19 protein-coding genes and 1 pseudogene are annotated in these 23,492 nt (G+C 73.5%); 2 read left to right on the plus strand and 18 right to left on the minus strand.

Translation table 11 applies throughout. The features are described from left to right. Positions 1 to 45: 45 nt before the first annotated feature. Positions 46 to 345, minus strand: coding sequence for a nucleotidyltransferase domain-containing protein (locus DYI95_RS07025; protein ID WP_158556044.1), 300 nt, complete (start codon positions 343 to 345; stop codon positions 46 to 48). 426 nt (positions 346 to 771) lie between these two features. Here DYI95_RS07025 and DYI95_RS13095 point away from each other — a divergent pair, with 426 nt between their 5' ends. Beyond that, positions 772 to 2,808: a hypothetical protein gene (locus tag DYI95_RS13095; protein WP_305849849.1), complete on the plus strand. Its 2,037-nt coding sequence runs from the start codon at positions 772 to 774 to the stop codon at positions 2,806 to 2,808. Positions 2,809 to 3,063: 255 nt separating this feature from the next. Here the strand turns inward: DYI95_RS13095 and DYI95_RS07035 are convergent, their stop codons facing one another. The 5 genes from DYI95_RS07035 to DYI95_RS07055 form a co-directional block, all read right to left on the minus strand. Continuing rightward, entirely contained in the window at positions 3,064 to 3,414 is a 351-nt protein-coding gene (locus tag DYI95_RS07035) for a hypothetical protein (protein ID WP_116900473.1), read from the minus strand. Continuing rightward, a complete protein-coding gene (locus tag DYI95_RS07040; protein ID WP_116900583.1) occupies positions 3,374 to 4,231 on the minus strand; it encodes a cobalamin-binding protein in 858 nt (285 codons plus the stop codon). The genes DYI95_RS07035 and DYI95_RS07040 overlap by 41 nt, the downstream gene beginning before the upstream one ends. A 110-nt stretch (positions 4,232 to 4,341) precedes the next feature. Continuing rightward, the gene (locus DYI95_RS07045) at positions 4,342 to 4,911 is read right to left on the minus strand and encodes an HD domain-containing protein (RefSeq protein ID WP_116900472.1); all 570 of its coding nucleotides are present in this window, start codon (positions 4,909 to 4,911) and stop codon (positions 4,342 to 4,344) included. 170 nt (positions 4,912 to 5,081) lie between these two features. Beyond that, on the minus strand, positions 5,082 to 6,164 hold the full coding sequence (moaA, locus tag DYI95_RS07050) for a GTP 3',8-cyclase MoaA (protein WP_116900471.1): 1,083 nt from the start codon (positions 6,162 to 6,164) through the stop codon (positions 5,082 to 5,084). Positions 6,165 to 6,271: 107 nt separating this feature from the next. After that, the gene (locus DYI95_RS07055) at positions 6,272 to 7,168 is read right to left on the minus strand and encodes a polysaccharide deacetylase family protein (protein ID WP_116900470.1); all 897 of its coding nucleotides are present in this window, start codon (positions 7,166 to 7,168) and stop codon (positions 6,272 to 6,274) included. Between the two features lie 314 nt (positions 7,169 to 7,482). Between DYI95_RS07055 and DYI95_RS07060 the strand changes: the two genes are divergently transcribed. Then, positions 7,483 to 8,109: a TetR/AcrR family transcriptional regulator gene (locus DYI95_RS07060; RefSeq protein WP_116900469.1), complete on the plus strand. Its 627-nt coding sequence runs from the start codon at positions 7,483 to 7,485 to the stop codon at positions 8,107 to 8,109. Between the two features lie 69 nt (positions 8,110 to 8,178). Here the strand turns inward: DYI95_RS07060 and DYI95_RS07065 are convergent, their stop codons facing one another. The 12 genes and pseudogenes from DYI95_RS07065 to DYI95_RS07120 all read right to left on the minus strand — a co-directional run bounded on the left by DYI95_RS07065 (position 8,179) and on the right by DYI95_RS07120 (position 23,368). Then, positions 8,179 to 8,418 (minus strand): hypothetical protein, encoded by a 240-nt coding sequence (locus DYI95_RS07065; protein WP_006903727.1) that lies wholly within the window; start codon positions 8,416 to 8,418, stop codon positions 8,179 to 8,181. A 93-nt stretch (positions 8,419 to 8,511) separates the two neighbouring features. After that, on the minus strand, positions 8,512 to 9,735 hold the full coding sequence (locus DYI95_RS07070; RefSeq protein ID WP_116900468.1) for a Ger(x)C family spore germination protein: 1,224 nt from the start codon (positions 9,733 to 9,735) through the stop codon (positions 8,512 to 8,514). Between the two features lie 3 nt (positions 9,736 to 9,738). After that, the gene (locus tag DYI95_RS07075; RefSeq protein ID WP_116900467.1) at positions 9,739 to 10,968 is read right to left on the minus strand and encodes an endospore germination permease; all 1,230 of its coding nucleotides are present in this window, start codon (positions 10,966 to 10,968) and stop codon (positions 9,739 to 9,741) included. A 22-nt stretch (positions 10,969 to 10,990) separates the two neighbouring features. Then, positions 10,991 to 12,565, minus strand: a complete 1,575-nt coding sequence (locus DYI95_RS07080) for a spore germination protein (protein ID WP_116900466.1) — start codon at positions 12,563 to 12,565, stop codon at positions 10,991 to 10,993. Positions 12,566 to 12,714: 149 nt separating this feature from the next. After that, entirely contained in the window at positions 12,715 to 13,188 is a 474-nt protein-coding gene (gene ribH / locus DYI95_RS07085) for a 6,7-dimethyl-8-ribityllumazine synthase (protein WP_116900465.1), read from the minus strand. Positions 13,189 to 13,191: 3 nt separating this feature from the next. Beyond that, positions 13,192 to 15,231 (minus strand): 3,4-dihydroxy-2-butanone-4-phosphate synthase, encoded by a 2,040-nt coding sequence (gene ribB / locus DYI95_RS13265; RefSeq protein WP_116900464.1) that lies wholly within the window; start codon positions 15,229 to 15,231, stop codon positions 13,192 to 13,194. 232 nt (positions 15,232 to 15,463) lie between these two features. After that, positions 15,464 to 15,721: pseudogene (locus DYI95_RS07095) on the minus strand (bifunctional diaminohydroxyphosphoribosylaminopyrimidine deaminase/5-amino-6-(5-phosphoribosylamino)uracil reductase RibD); the annotation flags it as partial. 818 nt (positions 15,722 to 16,539) lie between these two features. After that, the gene (gene purD / locus DYI95_RS07100; protein ID WP_116900463.1) at positions 16,540 to 17,838 is read right to left on the minus strand and encodes a phosphoribosylamine--glycine ligase; all 1,299 of its coding nucleotides are present in this window, start codon (positions 17,836 to 17,838) and stop codon (positions 16,540 to 16,542) included. A gap of 88 nt (positions 17,839 to 17,926) precedes the next feature. Beyond that, complete coding sequence (gene purH, locus DYI95_RS07105) at positions 17,927 to 19,765, minus strand: bifunctional phosphoribosylaminoimidazolecarboxamide formyltransferase/IMP cyclohydrolase (protein ID WP_116900582.1); 1,839 nt, start codon at positions 19,763 to 19,765, stop codon at positions 17,927 to 17,929. Further along, on the minus strand, positions 19,762 to 20,454 hold the full coding sequence (purN, locus tag DYI95_RS07110) for a phosphoribosylglycinamide formyltransferase (RefSeq protein ID WP_116900462.1): 693 nt from the start codon (positions 20,452 to 20,454) through the stop codon (positions 19,762 to 19,764). The genes purH and purN overlap by 4 nt, the downstream gene beginning before the upstream one ends. Continuing rightward, positions 20,439 to 21,566, minus strand: a complete 1,128-nt coding sequence (gene purM / locus DYI95_RS07115) for a phosphoribosylformylglycinamidine cyclo-ligase (RefSeq protein ID WP_116900461.1) — start codon at positions 21,564 to 21,566, stop codon at positions 20,439 to 20,441. The genes purN and purM overlap by 16 nt, the downstream gene beginning before the upstream one ends. A gap of 143 nt (positions 21,567 to 21,709) precedes the next feature. Next, complete coding sequence (locus tag DYI95_RS07120) at positions 21,710 to 23,368, minus strand: amidophosphoribosyltransferase (RefSeq protein WP_243149668.1); 1,659 nt, start codon at positions 23,366 to 23,368, stop codon at positions 21,710 to 21,712. Between the last annotated feature and the right edge of the window lie 124 nt (positions 23,369 to 23,492).

Genomic DNA, 23,492 nt, shown 5'->3' on the forward strand with positions numbered 1-23,492 from the left:
ATTTTCTACGCAATTCATCGGCTTCGCGACGCGATGTTCCATCGCTCACAACTGAACCCCCTCCAGATCGACGTTTTCCCGAAGGGCCGACACCGAATGAATACCGTGATTCCACGATTCTTCAGGAATGACGATGGTAGAAATGGTGGTTCCATAGCGTGCATTGATGTCCGTCACGACGCTGGTAATGACCTGGTGGCGCTCTCTGTGCTGTAACTCTCCTCGTGTTAACACGAGCACATCGATGTCAGATTCCTCGTCTCTGTCACCCCGGGCAGTTGACCCAAAAAGAACTAAGCGGCTAATGCGGCGGTCGGCAAGCAATCGTTGTTTCAGTTCATGCAACGCGCGATACTCCTCCCGCGTGAGGGGCAAATGATCAAGCCGCTGTGGCATTGTCCGGGCACCCCCGTTGAACGCTTTCGCTACCTAGTTTACCTTGGCTTGATTTTATGCTCACCCCATGCGCTCGCGGGCCTTGAGCCTCCCGCCACGGCCGTTCAGTGAGCCCGGGGGCCGCACCGGTATGGCCGGTCTCGCCCACACGCTGCCCATGCGGACCCCGGGGCCGCGCGGGCCCCCATGCGGCCGCCCGCCGGTCGGGCCGTCCGCCGCCGGGCAGCCGCCTCAGCCGTTGTGCGGCGGCTTTGCTATGATGAGCAGGGTGCCGCCCGCGGCACCAACCTTTGAACGGCCCTGTGGAGGAACGAGCCCGTGACCAGTAACGCCCACCCGCAACCCCGGCCGGGTGCCGGTCCGGAGGTCCGCACAGTGACCGGCACGGCCGCCCCTGACCCGGAGCCAGCCGGCGCCAGGCCGGCAGGCGCCAACGGGACTCCTGGGGCTCCGGCTGATGGCGCCCCCTCCACCGCACCGCCGGTGGCCTCGCCCCCGGCGGGTCCACCCGGCGGCAGGCCGGGCGACACCCCGAGGGGAGAGGACAGCGGCCTCAACCTCGCCGGGACCGGACCCCTGGCACCGTGGAGCCTTCTACCCCGTGCCTGGCTTGAACCGGCCGGCGGGCGCCCGGGCCCGTGGCGCCGGGAAGAGGCTCTGGCGCCGCGCCCGCTGACCCGCTATTCCGCCGCCCTGTGGCGGGAGGAGCTGCCGGACCTGACGGCGCGGATCAGCCGGGACCTATCGCTGCCCAGCGCCGGTGTCGACCTGACCGTGGACGAACACGGCCATCTCCTGGCCCGCCCCCTTCCGGCCGCCGCCTGGCCGGGGGCTCTGGCCTGGCGGGCCGCCCGCCACGGCTGGATCGCCGCCCGCCAGGCGGCCGAGCTGGTTCGCTGGTGGGACGAGCAGGGTGCCCGGACCCTGCTGGCCGACGTCGGCGAGCTGCGCCTGCGGGTGATCCCCCTGGAGCGGGCCGGGGGGACCCCCGGCGGGCCCGGCCGGTCCGGCGAGCCCGGGCGGCTCCAGGAATGGCGCCGGACCCTGGAACGCTGCCGGGACATCTGGCGGGCTCACCTGGACCGGCTCCTGCGGCTCGAAGCCCTGGCGACCCTTAGCCTCTGGCAGCTGGACGCCCTCTTGCAGGCCTTTCAGCTGCCCGGTGCCCCGCGGGCGGGCGACCTGGTGCCCGTTCCGGCGGTGGTGGCGGAGATGGGCCAGCGGCTCTGGCACATGGCCGCCCGCGGCCGGGAAGCAGGGGCGGTGGCGGCCGTCTTCCGGGAACCGCCCTACCATCCCCGGCTGTCGCGCCTTGCCCAGGGCGTCCCCGGTCCCGACGGAGGAGCGTCGCCGCAACACGGCGGGCCGGTGGCCGCCTTCCTGGAGCTGTGGGGCCAGTTCATCGAGCGGTACGGGTATGTGGCCTTGCCCGCGGCCGAGCTGGCGGAGCCCACCTGGGCGGAAGACCCCGAGCCCGCCCTGGCCTGGCTGGCCCGGTTCTTCCAGGACCGGGGGCTCAGCCCCATCGCCGCGGAGATCAACGCCCAGCGGCGCCAGCAGCAGCTGGAGGAGGTCATCCGCCAGCACCTGGCCCGGCGGCCCCTCGACCGGGGCCGCATCGAGGAGACCCGGCGGCTGGCCGAGGCCACCACCCGGGTGGCCGCGGAGATGGGCTACCACATGCTGGTCCTCAGGTCCTGGTGGCGGCGGGCGGTGCTGGGGGCCGGGAGAAACCTGGCCGCCGCCGGGCGGCTGGAGGTTCCCGCCGCCGTGTGGCAGCTTGCGCCCAGGGAGCTGGAAGCACTCCTGGGCAGAGGGCCCGGCGGGGGTCAGGCCTCGTCCCACGGCCCGGCCACCGCGACGGCCGGGCGCCACCCGGAGCGCCCCGGGGCCCCTTCCGGGACCCCAGGCCAGGTACGCCCCGCTGCCGCCGCCCCGGCGGCCCGCCCGGAGGGCGAGGAGGGGGCCGCCGCACGGGCCGGGGACCACCCCGGCAAGGGCCGCGGCGGGGCCCGTCGCGAGCACGAGCACCCGGACGAGAGCCGCGAGCGACCCGGCAGGGGCCATGACCAGCGGCGCAGCGAGCCAGCCGCTCCACCGGACGAGGAACGCCTCGAGCGGGCCCGCCAGCGGGCGCACCGCTTTTTCCGCTATGCCGGGATGGCGTACTTCGCCCTGCTGGCGCTGATCCCGCTGATCATGGCCCGCCAGGGCCTGCTCTGGTGGGGCCTGCGGGAGATGGCCCTCCTGGTCGTCGAGATCGTAGTGGTGCTGGCACCGCTCACCGCCGTCGCAGGGGCCGTCTACCTGCTGGCCCGGGGCCGGGGCCGGAAGCCGCGGCCCCGAGCCCGGACCCGGGACGAACGGGCAGCCGGCGCCGGGGAAGCGGCCGGGCCGGGCCAGCCCGGATAGCCGCCGGCCCGGGTCACCGCGGGCTCGGGCATCCCGCCTGGCGCCCGCCGCCCGCCGGCGGTCGGGAGCAGCGGGCCTCTGGGGGCGGGGTGCCCGCCGGTCACCGCCGGGCGGGCTTGGTCCCGGCCCTTTCACGGCCGGGCCACCGGGCCAGCGAGCCGGCAGCCGGCCGGCTTCACCCGTCCCGGCAGGATGCACGCCTGCCGGGGCGCCGCAAGCCCAGACCTCGCGGGCCTCGCGGGCCCCGCGCACCGGCTACGGCTGCCGGGCGGCCAGGTGCCCGCTGCGCTCCAGCCCCGCCCGCACCAGGTGGGCCAGGCTGTCTTCCTCCAGCCGGCCGATCATCTCTTCCAGGGTGGAACCGGAGCAGGCCCAGTTGTCCTTGGCCGAATCGTAGCAGTACAGCAGCCAGCCCTCCGGGCAGCGGTAGATCTCCACCTTGCCCGGTCGGGTGAAGGGTTCGATGCGGGCCACCAGATCGGCTTCGAAGCGCAGGCGATTGCCCTGCGGCTGCACCCCGGGCGCCACGCGCCGCACCTCGTTCACCACCGTCGCCGAGGCGGGGTCAGCGGCCGGGTGGGACAGCTGCACTTCCTGAAGATCCATCTTCGCCGGGCCCTCCTTCCCCTGCCTCCTCCTGGACGAACCCGGCCAGGAGGCCGGCCAGGCGCTCCAGCCCCTCGACCAGGCGGGGGCCGGGCCGGCCGAACAGGGCTTCGGGCAAGGGCACAATGCGCCCTCGGGCCACGGCCTCCAGCCGGCCCCAGCCCGGCCGGGCCGCCACCCGCGACGGGTCCATGTGCCCCTGCAGCGTCCCGCACCAGCACAGCAGGATCACGTCGGGCACCCGGGCCACCACCGCCTCCGGCTCGACGACGCCGCTGGTGCGGTCGAGATCGGCGAAGATATTCTGCCCTCCGGCCATCTCGGCCATGTCGGTGAACCAGCTCCGCCGGCCGGGTGTGATCAGCGGCCGCGGCCACCATTCGAGGTAAAGCCGCCAGGGCCGCCCCCGCCGGGCGGCCAGCCGCGCCATGCGTTGCCGGACCGCGGCGGCCCGGGCTTCCAGCTGCCGGACCAGCTCGCGGCCGCGTTCGTCCCGTCCGGTGGCGGTGGCCACCGCCTGGATGGAGGCCAGCACCTCGGGCCAGCGCTGGGGATTGAGCACCAGGTGGGGCAGGCCCCGGCGCCGGAGGGCTTCGACGTTGCGCTCCATGCCGGGAACGCTGAGGGAGGCCAGGACCAGGTCGGGCTCAAGGGCGGCCACCCGGTCGATGTCGATGGTCAGGTCCGGCCCCACGCGGGGCAGGCGCGCCACCTCCGGAGGGAAGTCGGAGTGGTCGTCGACCCCGACCACGAACTCCCCCAGGCCCAGGGCAAAGGCGATCTCCGTGTTGCTGGGGGCCAGGGAGACGATGCGCACGGCGAATCCCTCCCGCAGCCGGGCCTGCCGGCCCGGCCGGCCCCCGGCGGCAGCATGCCGGCACGGCCGGACCGCCGCCACCGGGCGGCCGTCCAGGGCGGGCGGCAGGCCTACCCGGCCAGCTCCAGCTGCGGCGCGATGCCCCGCAACGCCTCGATGACGTGGGCGATGTGCTGGTCCAGGGGGACGCCCAGGTCCTCCGCCCCGCGGATCACGTCCTCCCGGTTCACCCCGCGGGCGAAGGCCTTGTCCTTGAACTTCTTCTTCACCGACTGCACGGTCAGGTCGGCCAGGCCGGTGGGCCGGACCAGGGCACAGGCGATGACGAAGCCCGTCAGCTCGTCCACGGCGTAAAGGGCCTTCTCCATGAGGGTCTGCCGCGGCACGCCGGTGTGATCGCCGTGGGACAGGATGGCCCGCACGATCTCCTCGGGCCAGCCCCGCTGGCGCAGGATCTCGGCGCCGCGGAAGGGGTGGTCTTCCAGGGAGGGGTAGCGGTCATAGTCGAAGTCGTGGAGCAGGCCGGTGATCCCCCACTTCTCCTCGTCCTCGCCGAAGAGGCGGGCGTAGTAGCGCATGCACGCCTCCACCCCCAGGGCGTGCTTGATCAGGTGGGGGGACTGGGTAAACTCCGTCAACAGCTGCCAGGCGGCCTGGCGGTCGAAGGTTGCCTCGGCCATTGCCATCCCTCCAGTTGCCACCAGGATAGCGCGAAGGAGGGACGGGGGCCAGTCTTCCCGGCCGCCTCCGGCCGGCAGGCCCGGGCGGCACCCCCGGCTCGCGAAGCCACAGCAAGCCCCGCGGGCGCCGGGCCCGGCGTCCGCCCCGCCGGCCGGCCCCAGCGCCTGCTCTAGCCGCCGATGGCGTACATCGCCCGCTGGGGCTTAACGAAACCCTTCTGGTTGATCAGGTGGCCGGCCCACTTGACCCACACCGCCCGGCGGATGGCCGCCGCCACCGCCTCATCACCGGCCCCGCCGCGCAAAAGTTCCCGCAGGTCGAACTCCTCCACGGCGAACAGGCAGTTGCGGATCTTGCCGTCGGCCGTCAGCCGGATCCGGTCGCAGCTTGCGCAGAAGGGCTGGGAGACCGAAGCGATGATGCCGAAGGTGCCCCGGCCGTCGGCGAACCGGTACAGGCGGGCCGGGTCCGCGGGGTCGTTGTTCAGGGGCACCACGGGCGCAATGCGCTGGGCCTGCTGGAGGATCTCCTCCGCCGTGTACACCAGGTCCCGGGTCCAGACGTTGGACCCGTCCAGGGGCATGAACTCGATGAAGCGCAACGTCAGCTGGATGGGCTGCTCCCGCACCCAGCGCAGGAAGGCCTCGATCTCACCGTCGTTGATGCCCCGCATCACTACGGCGTTGATCTTGACGGGCTCCAGGCCCGCCGAGGCCGCGGCCGCGATCCCCTCCAGCACCCGGTCCAGCTCGTCCCGGCGGGTGAGCTGGCGGAACCGGTCCCGGTCCAGGGAGTCGAGGCTGATGTTGATGCCGCTCAGGCCCGCCGCCTTGAGGGCCCCGGCCTTTTCCCGCAGGAAGAAGCCGTTGGTCGTCATGCTGACCGACCGGATCCCCGGCACCCGCACCAGCCGCGCCACCAGCTCCTCCACGCCGGGGCGCAGCAGGGGCTCGCCGCCGGTCAGGCGGATCTTTTCCACCCCCATCCCGGCGACGATCCGCACCACCCGCTCGATCTCGGCAAAGGTCAGGATCTCGCCGGTGGGAATCCAGGGGATGTCCCCTTCGGGCATGCAGTAGACGCACCGAAAGTTGCAGCGGTCCGTCAGGGAGATGCGCAGCTTGCGCACCACCCGGCCAAAGCGGTCGACCAGCGGGCCGGTGGTGGGCATCCCCGGCGGCGCCGGATCGGTGACCCGGCTGATCACGGTCCGCACGACCACGGCGGCCGGCTCCGGCCCTCCCAGCGTCATGGCCTCACCCCCCAGCGGGTCCCGGCAGGCCGGGTTCGTCCGGCGGCCGAACCCGCCCCCTCCCGCGGCCCTTTCTCCTACCATTCGGGTGGGAGGCCAGGATTCCTTTAGGACCGGTTCCCGTCCCCGTTCCCGCCCCCGCCGCCTTCCGGCTCCCGGCCGGGGGACGGGGCCGGCGCCAGGCGCGGCGGGCCGGTGGGGATCTGGCGCCCGGTGTGATCGATGTAGTAGGGCCCCTTGTGCAGGAGCTGGGAGACGGGGACGATCTCGTACCCCTCGCCCTGGAGGCGGCGCAGGATCTCGGGCAGGGCCGCCGGCGTCGACTCCGCGTTGTTGTGGAAGAGCACGATGGAACCGGGGCGAACCAGCCGGGTCACCCGGTCCACGATCTGCTGCGGCGTCACGTCCATCCAGTCCAGGGAATCCACGTCCCACTGGATGGGGATGATGCCCATGCTCTCCACCACGGTGATCACCCGGTCGTCGTAGGCGCCGAAGGGCGGCCGGAACAGCCGGGCCTCAAAACCGGCGGTTTCCCGCACGGCCCGGAGGTTGTCTTCCAGCTCGCGCCGGATCTCGGCGTCGGAGAGGGTGCGGAAGTCGGGGTGGGTGGCGGAGTGCAGCCCGATCTCGTGCCCCTCCCGGGCGATCATGCGGGTCTCCTCGGGATACTTGCGGATCCACATGCTGACCAGGAAGAAGGTGGTCTTCACGTTGTACCGGCGCAGGATCTCCAGGATCTTCGGCGTCTTGTCGGCGCCCCAGGTGGCGTCGAAGGAGATGGCGATCCGCCTGGCGTCCGTCTGGACGCTGTAGATGGGCAGCTTCTTCTTGGCGGGAGCCGGCGGCTCCCCGGCGGCAAACCGCGGCACCACCGGCGCCGGGCCGGCGGGGGACACCATGTCGTCCGCCGGGGTGGGAGCGGCCATGCGCACCGCCAGGACCAGGACGAACAGGCCGGCCAGCAGCCCGGCCGCAAACCAGCGGCGTTCCTCCCCTGCCACGATGGTCCCTCCGTCCCTGCGCCCGCCGGGGCCGGGTTCGTCAAGGCTGCCGGACCGGGTTGCGGCATGCCGCGCCGGCCCGGGCCGGCGCCGGTGAGGCGGTCCGGGCGTCGGGATCCTCCGGCCGGGCCGGCCGGCAAGGTGCGCCGTTCCAGGGCGTTGGGCCGGGCCCCGGCGCCCCTTCATGCCTATGTCCGGGGGCAGACCGCCATGCTACAATGAACCAGTTGCGAGCCAGGTTCCGTGCGTCAGGTTCCGCACGTGATGCATGCAGGAGACCCGTGAGGCATACAGGAGGCCAAGGAGCCCGGATCATGGCCAAGCAGCCGCCCCTGGCGGGGCGCAACGACCCCCGCCTGCAGGAACGGTACGAGCAGTTGCTGGAAGCCGCCGCCGCGGAGTTCGCCACCCGGGGTTACCACCAGACCACGGTGAAGGACATCGTGGAGCGGGCCGGAGTGGCGACGGGGACCTTCTACCTGTACTTCGCCAACAAGGAGCAGTCGTGCATCGCCCTGATCGAGCGCCTGTACGGCCGGGTGCTGGCGGAGGTGGTGGCGGCCCGGGCCGGCATGGCCACGACGCTGGACAAGCTGGCGGCTTCCATCCGGGCGGCCCTGGGGGTCTTCGGCGCCCATCGCAACCTGGCCCACATCGCCCTGGTCCGGGCGCCGGGCGCCCATCCCCTCTTTGACGAGCTCCTGGCCCGCATCCACCGGGAGCTCTGGGACCTTGTCGCGGAAGACATCCGCGAGGCAGTGGAGGAGGGCCTGCTCCCTGACCAGCCGGCGGACATCGCCGCCCGCGCCCTGATCGGCGCCCTCTACGAGGTGGTGATCAGCTGGCTGCAGGCGGAGGTGCCGGCCGACCTGGCCGAAGCCGTAGAGCCGCTGGTGGGGTTCTGCCTGCGGGGGCTCGGGGCGACCTGGCCGGGCGCCTGAGCCAGCCTGTCCCTGCCCTCCACGGCCCGCCCGGCGGGCCCGATCCCCCAGCAGGGGGCAGGACGCCGGCTACCCGTGTTCTGCCAGGCCCCAGGGCACGATGCCGGTGATCAGCAGGACACCGATCACGCCGGCCAGGACCAGGTACGCCCAGCCCACCCGGCGGGCCAGCCGCCGGGCGGCGGGTCCCAGGTCCCCGGCCGTCGCTTCGAACCGCAAGAGGAACAGGCCGCTGCCCAGGAAGGCCAGAGCCGTCACGGGCTCCGCGGCCTCGGCCAAGAGGGCCACCACCGCCAGGATGGTGGACATGCCGGCACCTCCCTTGCCCCGTCCTGGTGCCCCTCCCGTGGGGACGGTCCCGCCTTGCGGCTGGGCCGGCCCCCCGGGCCCGCGGGCGCGGTTCTACCGGATGGTCAAGCCGGTGCGGCGCACCCGGACCACGACCTCTACCCGGGCCTCGATGCGCCCTGCGGCCTGGCGCGTAGCGCGGTCCGGTTGCCGCCAGAGGGACGGCTCCACCACCCGCAGGGCGCGCCCGATGCCAAAAGGGTCGGCTCCCAGGCCGCGGACGCGGGCAACGATCCGCTGCACCTGCTGTTGCAGGTCCCGCTGCGTACGGGCCTGGATCCGGTGCATGGTGGCGGTGTCCGTCAGGTCGACCCCGCCGGCCCGGTGCTCGACCACCCGCCCCTCCACCAGCAGGCGAAGCACCGCCTCACGGCTGTCCGGCGGCCCCTTGAGGTTGAGGCGCGAGTCCACGTGGAAGATGTCGAGCACCACGCCGCCCGATACGGGCTCCCGCACGGGGACGAACAGGGTGGTCCGCCGCGGGCTGCCCATGGCCCACATCAGGTACCATGCCTCGGGCGGCCGGATGATCGTCTGGAGGCGGTCGTCCCTGAACACCGCCAGGCCGGCCCAGTCGATGCCCGCTTCCGTTCCCGCCGCCCGCCGCAGCACGGAGGCCACCGGATCGACGCCGGGTTCCGAGACATCGGTGAGGAACCGCGACAGGTCCACGTTGGGGGCACGGCCGGTGCGGGTCAGATCGTCCAGCATCTGGCTCAGGTAAAGCCCCGCCGTGGCGTCCTGGGCCATGGTCCCGGTCAGGAAATCCCTGGCCCGGCCCTCCACCACGGCCAGGGGGATGAGCCGCCGGATCTCGGGGTTCTGCACCAGCATCTCCAGGTGCTGCAGGACCCCGGAGCGGGCTAGGTCTTCCCCGATGAGGACCACCCGCACGTGGCCGAGGAAGATGTCAAAGCGGGCGGCATCCCGAAGGTGCGCGATCGCCTCGTGGACCGTGGCTCCCGTAGCCGTAAGCACCACCTTGGTGCCCCCCTGGAGGCCGCCACGCTGCCCCGGCTGGCTGCCGCTGATGCCCGGCCGGGTGGCAGTGCCGCCGGGAATGGTCACCTCCAGGCTCACCTCAATGCGCCCGCCCCGGGCCCGGTCCAGGCCGACCCCCACCACGATGGCCCGATCTTCCACGTCCCGGGCGTCCCAGCACCCGCCCAGCACCAGGGCGGCCGCCACCAGCACCAGAACCAGCCGCCCGCCGGGGCGGCGGGAGGGACGCCGGTCCGCAGCCACCGCCCGCCGGGCGCCCTGGCAGCACCGGGCCACGGGCTACACCCCGCGCTCGGGGCCGGAGGCCGCCCCGGACCCGGCGGACGATCCAGCACCGGCGACCAGCCCGGGTCGACCCCCGGACGGACGGACCAGGGAGGAACCGGCCCCTGCGGCAGCCGCCGCCGCGGGGCCGCGGTGAGCCCGCTGCAGGCGCCGGCCCTTGATCGCCGCCACCGCCCAGAGCAGCAGGGGCACGGCCACCTCCAGGCCCAGGCTCACCCAGCCCAGCACGGTCATCAGCTGGCCCACGGCCGCGAAGTTGGCCGGCAGGAGCGCCACCACGTACATGAGGGGCAGGGCCATGGGGGCCAGGACCCGGTGCTCGTCGAGCTCGAACAGGGCCTGCAAGGCCTTGGCCGCGGCGAAGAGGGCCGGACCCACGGTGGTGAACACCGCCGTCACCCACACGGCCAGGAAGGCCGACTCCAGCCGCTCGAACACCCGGCCAGGGATCTGGGTCACCTTCACCAGCTCGATGGTGGGCCAGGTGATGCGCTGGACCTCCACCACCCCGAAGGTGCCCACCGCCGAAAACACCACCATGCTGTAGATCAGGCCCACCAGGCCTGCCACCAGCCAGGGCATGGCCCGGCGGGGCCGGGCTTCCAGCTCGGGCAGCAGGAAGAGGTACACCGCGAAACCTGAATAGGCAAACAGGGACGCCGCGGCGCCCTGGATGAGGGGTCCCGCGCCCAACGCCCACTGGGGCCGCACGTAGATGAGGTTGACCCGGCCCATAGTGGCCAGGGCCAGCAGCACCAGGGTCACCAGCAGCACGGGGAAGGTCAGCTCGATGGCCCGCATCATGGTGACGGTGCGGTGGTGGACCAGGAAGACCGCGGCGAGCAGCATCGGGATCATGATGGCCTCCACCGGCGTGTTGCGCAGCACGTTGGCGTTGACCACCTCGGCAAAGGCCCGGGCGATGACCGATGCCAGCACGCCAAAGTAGATCGCGTAGGCCACGAGCAGGATCCGGGCCGGCCAGCGCCCCACCAGCATTTCCAGCCCGTGCTGCAGCCGGCGCCGGTGCATCCATGGGGAGAGCCCGTTCAGAGCGGCCAGCACCACGGCCACCGGCAGGGCCCCCAGCAGGGTGGCCACCACGCTGTCGGGGCCGCTGCGGGCCGCCACCTCCCGGGGCAAGGTGAGGATGCCCACCCCGATCATGACGTTGACGATCACCGTCAGGGCCCCCCGTACGGTGACCGCCTGGCTGTTCTGCAACGGCGACACCTCCCCCGCCGGGCTACGGGCGGGTGGCACCCTCACCCCGCTGCACCGCGGGCAGGGGCGCCCGCACCAGGGTGTCCCTGAGTTCCTTCAGCGACCGGGGCGGGGTGAAGGGATACAGGTAGGGTAGTCCAAAGGATTCCAGGTCCGCCAGGTGGACGATGATCAGCAGGAGTCCGATGACCACCCCATAAAGGCCGAACACCGACGCGGCCAGCATCAGAGGATAGCGCAGGATGCGCAGGGCGATGGCCGCGCTGTAGTTGGGCGTCGCAAAGGAGCCGATGGTGGTCACGGCCACCACGATCACCATGGCGGGACTGACCAGGCCCGCCGAGACCGTCATCTCGCCGATGATCAGGCCGCCGACGATGCTGATGGCAGGACCAATGGGTCCGGGCAGCCGGATGCTGGCCTCGCGCAGGATCTCCACCGCCGTTTCCAGCAGCAGCGCCTCGCCGATGGCGGGAAAGGGCACGCCGCCGCGCATGGAAGCCAGCAGCACCGCCAGGGGCGTGGGGATCATCTCCGGATGGAAGGAAACGAAGGCAATGTACAGGGCCGGCACCAGCAGGGCCAGGGTCATGGACAGGACCCGGATCAGCCGGATCAGGGTGGAGATGATCCACCGCTGGTAGTAGTCCTCGGGCGACTGGTAGAACTGGCTGAACAGGGCAGGCGCCACCAGGGCGAAGGGGCTCCCGTCGGTAAAGAGCACGATGCGCCCGGCCAGCAGGTTGGCCACGGCCCGGTCCGGCCGCTCCGTCTCCATCAGCTGGGGGAAGGGCGACCACGGCCGGTCTTCCAGCCACTGTTCCAGCTGCCCCGAATCCAGCACCGCGTCGGAGCGGATGCGAGCCAACCGCCGCTCGACCTCCGACACCAGCTCCGCAGGAGCGATCCCTTCCAGGTAGACCATGCACACCCTGGTGCGGGCCACATCCCCCAGGCGGTAGGTCCTGAGCACCAGATTTGGGGTGACCAGGCGCTGGCGGATCAGGGCCACGTTGACCTCGACGTTCTCGACGAACCCGTCCCGGGGGCCCCGCACTAGCCGCTCCGCCTGGGGCTCGTCGACGGCCCGCTGCCGGAAGCTGCGCACCTCAAAGACCCAGACCCGCCGCTGCCCTTCCAGGCAGAGGACGGCGTGACCCGTGAGCAACCGGATCACCGCCTCGTCCAGCCCGGGCAGGGTCTCCACCTCGTCGCCCAGGCGCCACCAGGCCGGGTCCAGGGCCGCCTTGGCCGTTCCCTGGCGCAGGAACTTGTCCAGGTCTTCCACCAGCCCGCCCAGGCGCCGGGTGTCCACCAGGGGTTCAAGGAAGAGGAGGACGGCCACCGGCCGCCCGCGCCAGCGGAAGGTCCGCACGTTCAGGTCGGCCGTGTGGTGAAGGGCTGCCCGCAGCCGCTCCACATCCACGGCCACCACCCCGGTGAACTCGCTGGTGAACCCTGCCCGGTTGGCGGACTCGAGCTGCTGGACCAGATCACCCAGCCGCTCCGACAAAGCCGACGACAGCCGGGTCAGTTCCTTGACCTGGTGGGCCAGCTGGGCATGTTGCTGCCCGTCCCGCCAAGCGCAACGCACCATGAGCCCCACCCCCGGCACGGGTTCAGCATGTACCGGTGGCAGCGGCGCCATTCCAAGCCAGGCGGGGCCAGCATCATACAGGGGCGGTGGCCGGCCGTCCCGGGTACCGGACCATGCCTCCGGTCGACCGTCCCGAGCCGGACCGCCGGTCAGTCTCGCCCGGGGAGCTGCCGAAACAGGCTGGCCATCTCCAGGGCGGTCAGGGCCGCCTCGGCGCCCCGGTCGCCTGCCCGCAGGCCGGTCCGGTCCAGGGCTTGTTCAAGGGTTTCGCAGGTGACCACGCCGCAGACGACGGGCACGCCGCTCAGAAGGCCGGCCTGCATCAGCCCTTGGGTTGTCGCACCGGCCACGTATTCGAAATGGGCCGTGGCTCCTTTCAGCACCGCGCCCAGGGCGATCACCGCCTGATAGCGCCCTGTTTCTGCCAGGCGGCGTGCCGTCAGGGGGAGTTCGAAAGAGCCAGGCACCCAGACCACGTCCACGTTCTCATCCCCAACCCCGTGGCGCCGCAGCGCGTCCTGGGCTCCTGCCAACAAGGCAGCGGTGATCGGCCGGTTGTAACGGGCGACCACCACGGCCATCCGAAGTCCGCCGGCATCCAACCGCCCCTCGTACACGGGCACCGGTCATTCCCCCTCCCGTGCAGGCTCTCCGCTCACCCGGCGCCGCCCGTCCCCTTCAGAGGGGCCGGCCGGCACCGCGGCCTCCGCAGCAGGGAGCCAGTCCAAGGAATGTCCGAGACGGTCGCGCTTCGTCGTCAGGTAGTGGAGGTTCTCCGCATGGAAGGCGGCCGGAAGGGCGACCCGTTCTGCGACCTCGATGCCGTGACCCTGCAGTTGGGCGATCTTGTCCGGGTTGTTGGTCAGGAGCCGGATCCGGCGGAGCCCCAGGGAGCGCAGGATCTGGGCCGCCACTCCGTAATCCCTGGCGTCCGCAGGGAAGCCCAGGGCCAGGTTGGCATCCACCGTGTCCAACCCGCGGTCCTGCAAGGCGTACGCCTTGATCTTGGCCGCCAGCCCGATGCCGCGTCCTTCCTGGGCCAGGTAGACGAGGGCACCCCTGCCTTCGGAGCCGATCCGCTCCAGGGCGGCATGCAACTGGTCTCCGCAGTCGCAGCGCCAGGATGCCAGGGCATCTCCCGTCAGGCACTGGCTATGGACGCGGACCAGGACGGGCGTCGACCCGGCCGCCGCAGGACTCGGCCGAACCGCGCTTGACCTCGCCCGGTGGTGCCTGAAAGCCGGGCGGTCCAGGCCGCAGGTTAGGGCCAGGTGGACCGTGCCGTCCGGCATGTATTCGAAGGCCGTCAAGCGGAACTCGCCGTGGCGCGTGGGCAGCCGCGTTTCGGCCACCGCCCGCACCAGCGTCTCGTGGCGAAGGCGGTACGCCACCAGATCGCCGACGGTGACCCACGGCAGGCCGTTGGCCATGGCCCACGCGATGATCTCCGTTCCCCGCAGGGGCGTGCCGTCGCCACCAAGGATCTCGCAGATGGCCGCCACCGGTTCCATCCCTGCCAGGCGCGCCAGGTCCACGGCGGCCTCCGTGTGGCCCCGGCGTTCCATGACGCCCCATGGGCGGGCCCGCAACGGGAAGACGTGGCCGGGCCGGACCAGGTCCGCCGCCGTGCTGGCCGGATCTGCCAGCACCTGGAACGTCCGTGCCCGGTCGGCCGCCGAGATGCCGGTGGTGACACCGTGCCGGGCGTCGACGCTGATGGTGAAAGGTGTGCCCATGGGATCGGCGGGTGGATCCACCATCAGCGGCAGCCCCAGGGCCTGGCAGCGGTCCGCCGCCATGGCCGCACAGATCAGCCCGCGCCCATGAAGCAACATGAAATTGATGCGGTCCGGCGTCGCATGCTGCGCCGCCAGGACCAGATCCCCTTCGCCCTCGCGGCCGTCGTCGTCGAGGACCACCACCATGCCTCCCGCCCGCAATGCGGCCAGGGCCGTCCGGACCCGCTGGACCGGGTCGGGCTCCTGGGCGTGGAGGCCGGCGTCGTGCTTGGGCCGATCCAAAGGTGCAAGGGTCACGGCCGTTCCAGGCAAGCGGGCCGGCCGTTCCGGCACCGGGGCCCCCGTCGTCGCCGGGTGCCGGGCGGCATACCGGGCCAGCCAGTCAACCTCCAGATTGACCCGATCACCAGGCCGGTGCCGTCCCAACGTCGTGTGCTCGAGGGTGTGGGGGACCAGCGCGACGGTAAAGCGGCGACCCCGCACTTCGACCACCGTGAGGCTCACACCGTCCACCGTGATCGAGCCCTTCGGAGCGACAAAGGGGACCAGGTCTGCCGGCGCCTCGATCTCCATCAACACGCCGGCGTCCTGAGCCGACACCGCCATCACCGTGCCGGTGCCGTCCACGTGGCCCATCACCAGGTGTCCTCCTAAGGGACTGCCCCAGCGCAAGGCCGGTTCGACGTTGACCTCGTCGCCGGGTCGCAGGTCGCCCAGGGTGGTAACACGCAGGGTCTCGGGGACCACCGTGAAAGCCAGCCGGTTCCCTCGGATGGCGGCGACCGTCAGACATACCCCGTCCACGGCCACGCTGTCGCCGGGGCGGACCTGGCCGAGAAACGGAGCTTCGATCCAGATCTGCAGGCTTGAGCCCGTCGCCTTCAGGTCAACGCAACGGCCCCTGCCCTGAACGATACCGGTGAACATCACCAGGCCTCCCTCGTGCCCTTGCCCCACCCCGTGAGAGACCGAGACTGCTTCCGGACAGGAGGGCAGGACATATTAGTGGGTTCCCGCACTCTCTCCTGGAGTCGCCGGCCCCGGTGTACCGCCGGGAGCCCGGGGCGCAGGTGGCGGGCCTTCCCGACAGGCCGGCCGTTGATCGCAGACCAGAGCCGCGGGATCCCGAAGGTAGCCGCTGACCATCCAGTCCTCGCCGACCCGCCGCCAGAATGGCCTCGGTGCAGGGTGGCGTCCGGCCGTGGTGGCAACAGGGCTCCAGGGTGACATACATGGTCGCCCCCCGGGCCTGGTCTCTTGCCGACCGCAGGGCCTCAACCTCGGCGTGGGGCTCCCCCGCGCGCCGGTGGTACCCTTCGCCCACCACCACCCCGTCCCGGACGATGACGGCCCCCACCATGGGGTTGGGATGGGTCCGCCCGCCGGCTCTCGCCGCCAGGTCCAGAGCCCGCTTCATGAAGTGGCGGTCGGCCTCCCTGTCCACCGCCAGTCGGGCACGGCCGGCAACTGGAGCCGCCCCGCCAGCGGAGGGACGGGCCGGGCGGAATGTCCCGGGCGAGGACCCGGGCGCCAGATCGTCGCCCATCATGCAGCCAACCCCCTTCACAGCCGCCCCCACGGGCTGCCGGGCGATGGCCGGCGCCCTGCCTTGCCGATCGACCCCGACCCGGAACGTCCGGTGCGGGGTGAGGGAAGGCCGGCACCCGCCAGGACCAAGCCGGGACACGGACCGGAATCCGTGCCGGCGAGCCCTCGCCCCACGGGCAGGTGAAACCGTTGCCAGGGATGGGGGAAAAGGGAGAAGCAGGCCCCGGAGGCGGGGCGAGGGCAGGCGGACACCCGCCCGGCCTGGCGCCGGTCGAGAGGCGCACGAAACCCCATCGCCCCACCACGAAAAAGGCCCCAGCAGATGCCGGGGCGGGACGAGACAGGTCAACGGCAGGCCGCGGGAAAGGACAAACGTTCCACGGCCCGACGCCCTGCCCCCTTCTCCCATCCGGACTTTACCGTCGGCGCCGGGATCGCACCGGCTCCTGCCCTGCGGGGGTCACTGGATCCCCGCCACCGGGCTCGCGGGCTCGTCGCGGCACCGGGGGTGCCGCGCATCACCGCCGGTCGGGAATTGGCGCGCAGGAAGCAGCCTCGGCGGGCCGGTTCCTGGCCCTCACCCTGCCCCGAAGGAGACACGGCTCGGTTGTCCGCTACTTGTGATCCGTTTCACAATGGTTATTCAACAGAGAACGGCCGGGTCCTGCTATTCGCCGGGTCCTGCGCTTAATCGGTGAGGGAGTTGCCCGTTCCTTCCCCGTGGTTGAACAGAGCGATGTCCCTGCGGAACCGCAGCCCCGGGAAACGGATCTGCTCTACGGCGGCGTAGGCCTTCTGCCGCGCCTCCTCTAGGCGAGAGCCCAGGGCCGTCACCGCCACCACCCGGCCGCCCGCGGCGACCCAGCGGCCGCCCTCCCGCCGCGTGCCGGCGTGGTCGATGAACACCCCGGGAAGGCCCGCCGCCCGTTCCAGGCCGCTGATGGGCAGGCCCCGGGCGGGTTCGTCCGGGTAGCCGGGCGCCGCCAGCACCACGCACACCGCCGCCTCCGGTCGCCAGGCCGGCGGCTCCGCCGGAAGACGTCCCGTGGCCGCCTGCCAGGCCAGCTCCGCCAGGTCGCCGGCCAGCCGCGGCACCAGCACCTGGGTCTCCGGGTCGCCCAGCCGGCAGTTGAACTCCAGCACCCGGGGTCCCTCGGCCGTCAGCATGAGCCCCGCGTAGAGCACGCCCCGGAAGGGGCACCCCTCCGCCGCAAGGCCCGCCACCGCAGGCTCCACGATGGAGTGCCGGATGGCCTCGAGCAGGGCGGGCGAAACGCCCGGCACGGGGGAGAAGGCCCCCATGCCGCCGGTGTTGGGTCCGCGGTCGCCGTCTTCCAGGCGCTTGTAGTCGCGGGCCGGGGCCAGGAGGTGGGCCCGGCGGCCGTCGGTCACGGCCAGGACCGAGAGCTCCCGCCCCTCCAACCGCTCCTCGATCACCACCCGGCGGCCTGCGGCCCCCAGCACGCCCTTCCGCATGAGGCGCCGGACCGCTTCCAGGGACGCGGCGGCATCGTCGCACACCAGCACGCCCTTGCCCGCCGCCAGGCCGTCGGCCTTGACCACCCACGGGCCCGGGTGGCGGCGGATAAAGTCCTCCGCCGCCGCCGGGTCGTCGAAGACCCAGCCCGCGGCGGTGGGGATGCCGTGGCGAGCCATGAAGGCCTTGGCGAAAGCCTTGCTTCCTTCGATGCGGGCGGCCGCCTGGCTCGGTCCGAAGACGGCGATGCCGGCGGCCTCCAGCCGGCCGGCCAGCCCTGCCACCAGGGGAGCCTCGGGCCCGACCAGGGCCAGGTCGACCCGCCGGGCCTGAAGGCGCCGGGCGGTATCGTCAAGGTCCAGGGGATCGCCGCCCAGGCACTCGGCGCCCAGAGCGGCCATGCCGTCGTTGCCGGGCAGGGCCAGGACATGCTCCACCCGGGGACTCTGCATGAGCGCCCGCACCAGGGCGTGTTCCCGCCCGCCGCTGCCGATGACCGCTACCCGCATGCCCCTCCTCCCTCCCCTTGGGACCTCACGGCGTGCCGCCGGAGACGCCACCGGCCGGCCATGTCGCCGCACGACCGGGCGCGCCGCCTCAGTGCCGGAAATGCCGCCGGCCGGTGAAGACCATGGCGATGCCCGCCTGCTCGGCGGCGGCGATGACCTCCGCGTCACGCACCGACCCGCCCGGTTGCACGATGGCGGCAATCCCCGCCGCCGCCGCCCGTTCCACCGAATCGGGGAAGGGGAAGAACCCGTCGGAGGCCAGCACCGCCCCCCGGGCCGACTCGCCCGCCAGGGCCAGCGCCTGTTCCACCGCCCGCACCCGGCTGGTCTGGCCGGCGCCGATGCCCAGGGTGCGCCAGCCGCCGCCCGGCTGGGCGGCCGCCACCACGATGGCGTTAGAGCGGCAGGGCTTCACCGCCCGCCAGGCGAAGTCCAGGGCCTCCCACTGCCCGGGCGAGGGGGAGGCCCGGGTCACCACCTGCCAGCCGGTCCGGACGCCGGCGGGAAGGGGCGGGTCGGCCTCCTGGACGAGCCAGCAATCGCCCAGGCCGCGGACCTCCCAGGCCCCCCAGGACCCGCCGGTGCCCGTCGCCGCTGAGGCTCTTCCGCCTGTACCGGCGTGCCCCGGCCCGGGTGGGGGTGATCCGCCGGCGGCCGCCGCCGGGCCCGGCGCCTCCAGGATCCGAAGGTTCTTCCGCCCGGCGAGGAGGGCCAGCGCCTCCCGGCTGAAGCCCGGGGCGACGACCACCTCCAGGAAGATCTCCGCCAGCAGCCGGGCGGTGGCCTCGTCCACGGTGCGGTTGAAGGCGACGATGCCGCCGAAGATGGACTCGGGGTCGGCGTCGCGGGCCAGCCGGAAGGCGCCCGCCGGGGTCGGGGCGGCGCCGATGCCGCAGGGGGTGGCGTGCTTGACCGCCACCGCCGCCGGCAGGGCGAACTCCTGGACGGCCCGCCAGGCGGCCAGGGTGTCGAGCCAGTTGTTGTACGACATGGGCTTGCCGCCGCGCTGGACGAACCCGCCCGGCGGGAAGACCCCCGGCGGGAACAGCGGCCGGTACACGGCCGCCGCCTGGTGGGGGTTTTCACCGTAACGCAGGATGCTCTCCCGGCGCAGGGGCAGCACCAGCAGGGGAGGCCAGGCGCCATCCCCTGCCCGGGCCGGAGTGCCCTGGGCGGCCACTTCGGCGGCAGCCGGCCCCTCCCCGGCCGGGCGCTCCGTTCCAGCAGGCAACGCCTCCCCCGGCACCAGGTCCCCCGGCACAAAGTCTTCCGGCCGGGTCCCCGCCAGCACCTGGGCGATGACCGCATCGTAGGCGGCGGTGTGGGCGAAGGCCTTGACGGCCAGCCGGTGGCGCAGGGCCTCCGGCAGTCCGCCCTGCTCGAGGGCCGCGACGATCTCCGGGTAGTCGGCCGGATCGACCGCCACGGCGACGTGGGGCCAGTTCTTGGCGGCGGCCCGGATCAGCGCGGGCCCGCCGATGTCGATCTCTTCCAGCAGGTCGGTGCCGGCCACGCCGGCGGCGGCCGCTTGGGCGAAGGGGTAGAGGTTGACCACCACCAGGTCAACCGGCACGATGCCGTGGGCGGCCAGGGCCGCCATGTCGTCCGGCCGCCGGCGCCGGGCCAGGATGCCGGCGTGGAGGGCCGGGTGCAGGGTCTTCACCCGCCCCTCCAGCAGCTCGGGAAAGCCCGTCACCGCCTGGACGGGGGTCACCGGCAAGCCGGCTTCTTCCAGCACCCGGGCCGTCCCGCCGGTGGAGACCAGTTCCCAGCCCAGGCGGTGCAGGGCCCGGCCCAGCTCGGCGATCCCCTGCTTGTCGGCCACGCTCAGGACGGCCCGCCGCCGGGCCGGGCCCGACACCGTTCCCGGGGTGTTCACCTCGGCGGCAGGCGCCTGCCGGCCGCCGTTCTGTTCCTGCTCCGTCAACCCGCCACGCCTCCTTCCCGCGCCGGGGCCCCCGGCCACGGCCCGGCGCCCCGCCACCCCGAAGGTCCCTCCACGATCCGCACCCGCCGCCCCTCGAGCCGCACCCGCCCCGTGGCCACCAGCCGCACGGCCACCGGGTAGAGGCGGTGTTCCACCCGCTGGATCCGGCGGTGGAGGGTCTGGGGATCGTCGCCGTCCCGCACCGGCACCGCCGCCTGCAGCAGGATGGGGCCGGTGTCCACGCCCTCGTCGACGAAGTGGACGGTACAGCCCGTCACCTTGACGCCATGTTCCAGGGCCCGGCGGGGCGCGTCCTTGCCCGGGAAGGCCGGCAGCAGCGAGGGATGGATGTTGAGGATCCGGTTCCGGTACGCCGCCACCACCGCCGGCCCCAGCAGGCGCATGAACCCCGCCAGGAGCACCAGGTCCGGCTGCCAGCGGGCCAGCTCGTCCAGGACGGCCCGGTCCCAGTCCCCCGCCGGCCGGAGCAGTACCGCGGGCTTGCCCGCCGCCCGTGCCCGGTCGAGGGCCCCCGCGCCGGGGCGGTCGGACAGCACCGCCACGATCTGCCCGCCCAGGCGGCCCGCCGCCTCCGCGTCCAGCAGCGCCTGCAGGTTCGTCCCGGCCCCCGAGGCCATCACCACCATCCGGCACGGCCCCGGCCCGGCGGGCGCTACCCCCTGCGCCATGGCCCAGCGCCCCCCGGCGGGTTCGTCCCCGGCGGCGGCTCGAAGTCCACCCCGCGGGGCCCCGCCACCACCCGGCCGATCACCGGCACCTCGGTCCCCAGCACCTCCGCCGCCAGCCGGCGGGCCCCTTCCGCCTGGGCCGCCGGCACCACCACGGTCATGCCGATGCCCACGTTGAAGACCCGCACCATCTCGGCCCACGGCACCCCGCCCTGCCGGTGGAGCCAGTGGAAGACCGGCGGCACCGGCCAGCTTCCCCACGCCAGCACCGCCCGGCACCCCGCCGGCAGGGTCCGCGGCACGTTGCCCGGCAGGCCGCCTCCGGTAATGTGGGCCATGGCCCGCACATCAAAGGCCTCCCGCAGGCGCCGGGCGGCGGCTGCATAGAGCCGCGTGGGGGCCAGGACGGCATCGCCCAGGCTGACGGCGCTTCCGGGCAGCGGGTCGTCCCAGCGGGCGCCCGCCGCCGCGGCCACCCGCCGGATCAGGGCGAACCCGTTGCTGTGGGGACCGCTGGAGGGCAGGCCCAGGATCACGTCGCCGGGTCGCACCGCCCGCCCGTCAAGGGGCTCCCCGCCCGGCACGTGGCCTACGGCGAAGCCCGCCAGCTCCATGCCGCCGGGCGGCAGGAGGCCGGGCAACTCCGCCGTCTCGCCCCCCAGCAGGGCGCAGCCCGCCTCCCGGCAAGCCTCCGCCATGCCCTGGACGACCCGCGCCACCCGCTGGGGATCGAGCCGCCCCACCGCCACGTAGTCCAGGAAGAACAGCGGCTCGGCCCCGTGGACCACCAGGTCGTTGACGTTCATCGCCACCAGGTCCCAGCCGGCGGTCTCCAGGGCGTCCCGCTCCAGGGCCACGGCCAGCTTGGTCCCCACGCCGTCGCAGGTGGCGGCCAGGAGACCGCCCTCCGCCCCACCCCAGCGGAAGAACCCGGCAAAGGCGCCGATGCCGCCCACCACCTCGGGGCGGCGGGCCGTGGCCGCCACCCGGGCGATGGCCGCCACGGCCGCATCGGCGGCCTCCAGGTCGACCCCGGCCTCCCGGTAGGTGAGCCTGTTGCCCCCGGTCCCCATACCCCCGGGGACCACCTCCCCGGGTGCCCTGTCGCTCATCCCGCGGCCCTCCTTCCTCCCCCACCCTGCCCCGTCCGAACCGTATCCAGCCCTGCCTGGTTCTTCCCCTGCCCCGCCCGTTTCCGGGGAGCCATCGCCCCGCCGTCCGGCGGGTCCGACCGTCCTTACCCGTCCGTCCGGCCTTACCCGTCCCCCGCGCCGCAGCCGGAGCCTGCACGGCGCCCGGCCCGGCGCACCTTGCCTTCCGGATCCAGCGGGTAGCGCCCGGTGAAACAGCCCAGGCACAGGGACCCCGCGGACCGGCCGGTGGCCTCCACCACCTGATCGAGGGGCAGGAAGGCCAGGGAGTCGGCCCCCACGGCCCGGGCTATGGACTGCGGCGAGCGGCCGGCGGCCAAGAGCTCTTCGGCCCGGCCCGTGTCGACGCCGAAGTGGCAGGGGAAGCGGTAGGGTGGGGCGGTGATGCGCAGGTGCACCTCCCGGGCCCCCGCCTCCCGCAGGGCCGTGACCAGCCAGCGGGCGGTGGTGCCGCGGACCAGGGAGTCGTCGACCAGCACCACCCGCCGCCCCGCCAGGACGCCGGGCACGGGATGGAGCTTGAGGCGCACCGCCTCCTCCCGCTCCCGCGACCCCGGTCGGATGAAGGTGCGGCCGGTGTACCGGTTCTTCACCAGGCCCAGCTCATGGGGCAGCCCCGCCGCCTCGGCATAGCCCGCCGCGGCGGGGAGGCTGGAGTCGGGCACCCCCACCACCACGTCGGCGCTGGCGGGGTGGACCCGGGCCAGCCGCCGCCCCAGCTCCTTGCGCACGGCGTACACGCTCCGGCCGGCGAAGCAGCTGTCGGGCCGGGCGAAGTAGATGTATTCGAAGACGCAGAAGGCCTCCCGGGCAAGGCCGGCCCGGTCCCAGCCGGGCAGGGCGCCGCGGGCGGGTCCAGCGGCCTCCCCGCAGCCCAGCCACACCCAGCTGCCGGGCGGCAGTTCCTCCTCCACCCGGCCCCCCGCCGTCTCGAGGGCGCAGCTCTCCGAGGCCACGGCCCAGGCGTCGCCGATGCGGCCCAGGACCAGCGGCCGGATGCCCCAGGGATCGCGGGCCGCCAGGAGCCCGCGGGGTGTCAGGATGACCACGGCATACGCTCCGGGCACCGCCGCCAGCGCCTTGAGCAAGGGGGCCGGCGGGCCGCCGGCGGGGTTGGTCCCGCCCGGCCCGGGCGCCGCCGCCGTGCCGGCCGGCGGCGCCGCCGGCTGGACGGGGCAGGTCCCGGTAAGGGCGCTCCGGGACACGGGCAGGCGCGAGGCCAGGGCCGCGTGCCGCTGGGCGACCCGGCCGATGACCTCCGAATCGGCCGTGGTGGCCAGGGGGACGCCCAGGCGCTCGAGGACGGCCCGCCAGCGCTCGCCGCCCGCCAGCTGGCCGTTGTGGGCCAGGGCGAAGTCGCCGCCGAAGAGCAGGGGCTGGGCGTTGCGGGGACCCGGATCGCCGGCGGTGGCGTAGCGAACGTGGCCGATGGCCGCCGTGGCCCCCTCCCCCAGCCGCGCCAGGTGCGCCGGGCGGCCGAAGACCTGGCCGGCCAGGCCCGGGCCCCGGTGCACCCGCAGCCGCCCCGAGCCGTCCAGGACGGCGATCCCCGCGCTCTCCTGCCCGCGGTGCTGAAGGGCCACCAGCGCCCGCACGGTGCACGCCACCGCTTCGGGATGGCCCCAGATGCCGAAGATCCCGCAGGCCTCCCGGGGGCCGAAGGGCCCGGCCGGGGCCTCGCCACGACTTCCCGTGGGGCTGCCAACCGCCGCATGGCTTTCGCCCGCCGCCGGGGTGCCGCCCGCCGGCCGGTCTCCCCCCACCGCTACACCCCCACCCGACGCAAGGGAGCCGCTCCCCACCGTACGGCCGCCGCCCGCCACGAGGCCCGCCGCGAGGCCGGCGGAAAGGCCGCAGGCCGCCGTCGGGGGGCCCGCCGCCGCACGG

The sequence above is a fragment of the Thermaerobacter sp. PB12/4term genome (assembly GCF_003403315.2).
In the GTDB taxonomy this organism is placed as follows: domain Bacteria; phylum Bacillota; class Sulfobacillia; order Thermaerobacterales; family Thermaerobacteraceae; genus Thermaerobacter.

Excerpts from the sequence above, each read along its gene's own strand:
- moaA (WP_116900471.1), bottom strand. The coding sequence starts at position 6,164 with ATGACGCTGGGAGGGCCGGAGCCGGCCGCCGTGGTCGTGCGGACCGTG.
- DYI95_RS07060 (WP_116900469.1), top strand. The coding sequence starts at position 7,483 with ATGGCCAAGCAGCCGCCCCTGGCGGGGCGCAACGACCCCCGCCTGCAG.
- DYI95_RS07080 (WP_116900466.1), bottom strand. The coding sequence starts at position 12,565 with ATGGTGCGTTGCGCTTGGCGGGACGGGCAGCAACATGCCCAGCTGGCC.
- purM (WP_116900461.1), bottom strand. The coding sequence starts at position 21,566 with ATGAGCGACAGGGCACCCGGGGAGGTGGTCCCCGGGGGTATGGGGACC.
- ribB (WP_116900464.1), bottom strand. The coding sequence starts at position 15,231 with ATGTTCACCGGTATCGTTCAGGGCAGGGGCCGTTGCGTTGACCTGAAG.
- DYI95_RS07035 (WP_116900473.1), bottom strand. The coding sequence starts at position 3,414 with ATGGATCTTCAGGAAGTGCAGCTGTCCCACCCGGCCGCTGACCCCGCC.
- purN (WP_116900462.1), bottom strand. The coding sequence starts at position 20,454 with ATGGCGCAGGGGGTAGCGCCCGCCGGGCCGGGGCCGTGCCGGATGGTG.
- DYI95_RS07045 (WP_116900472.1), bottom strand. The coding sequence starts at position 4,911 with ATGGCCGAGGCAACCTTCGACCGCCAGGCCGCCTGGCAGCTGTTGACG.
- purD (WP_116900463.1), bottom strand. The coding sequence starts at position 17,838 with ATGCGGGTAGCGGTCATCGGCAGCGGCGGGCGGGAACACGCCCTGGTG.
- DYI95_RS07065 (WP_006903727.1), bottom strand. The coding sequence starts at position 8,418 with ATGTCCACCATCCTGGCGGTGGTGGCCCTCTTGGCCGAGGCCGCGGAG.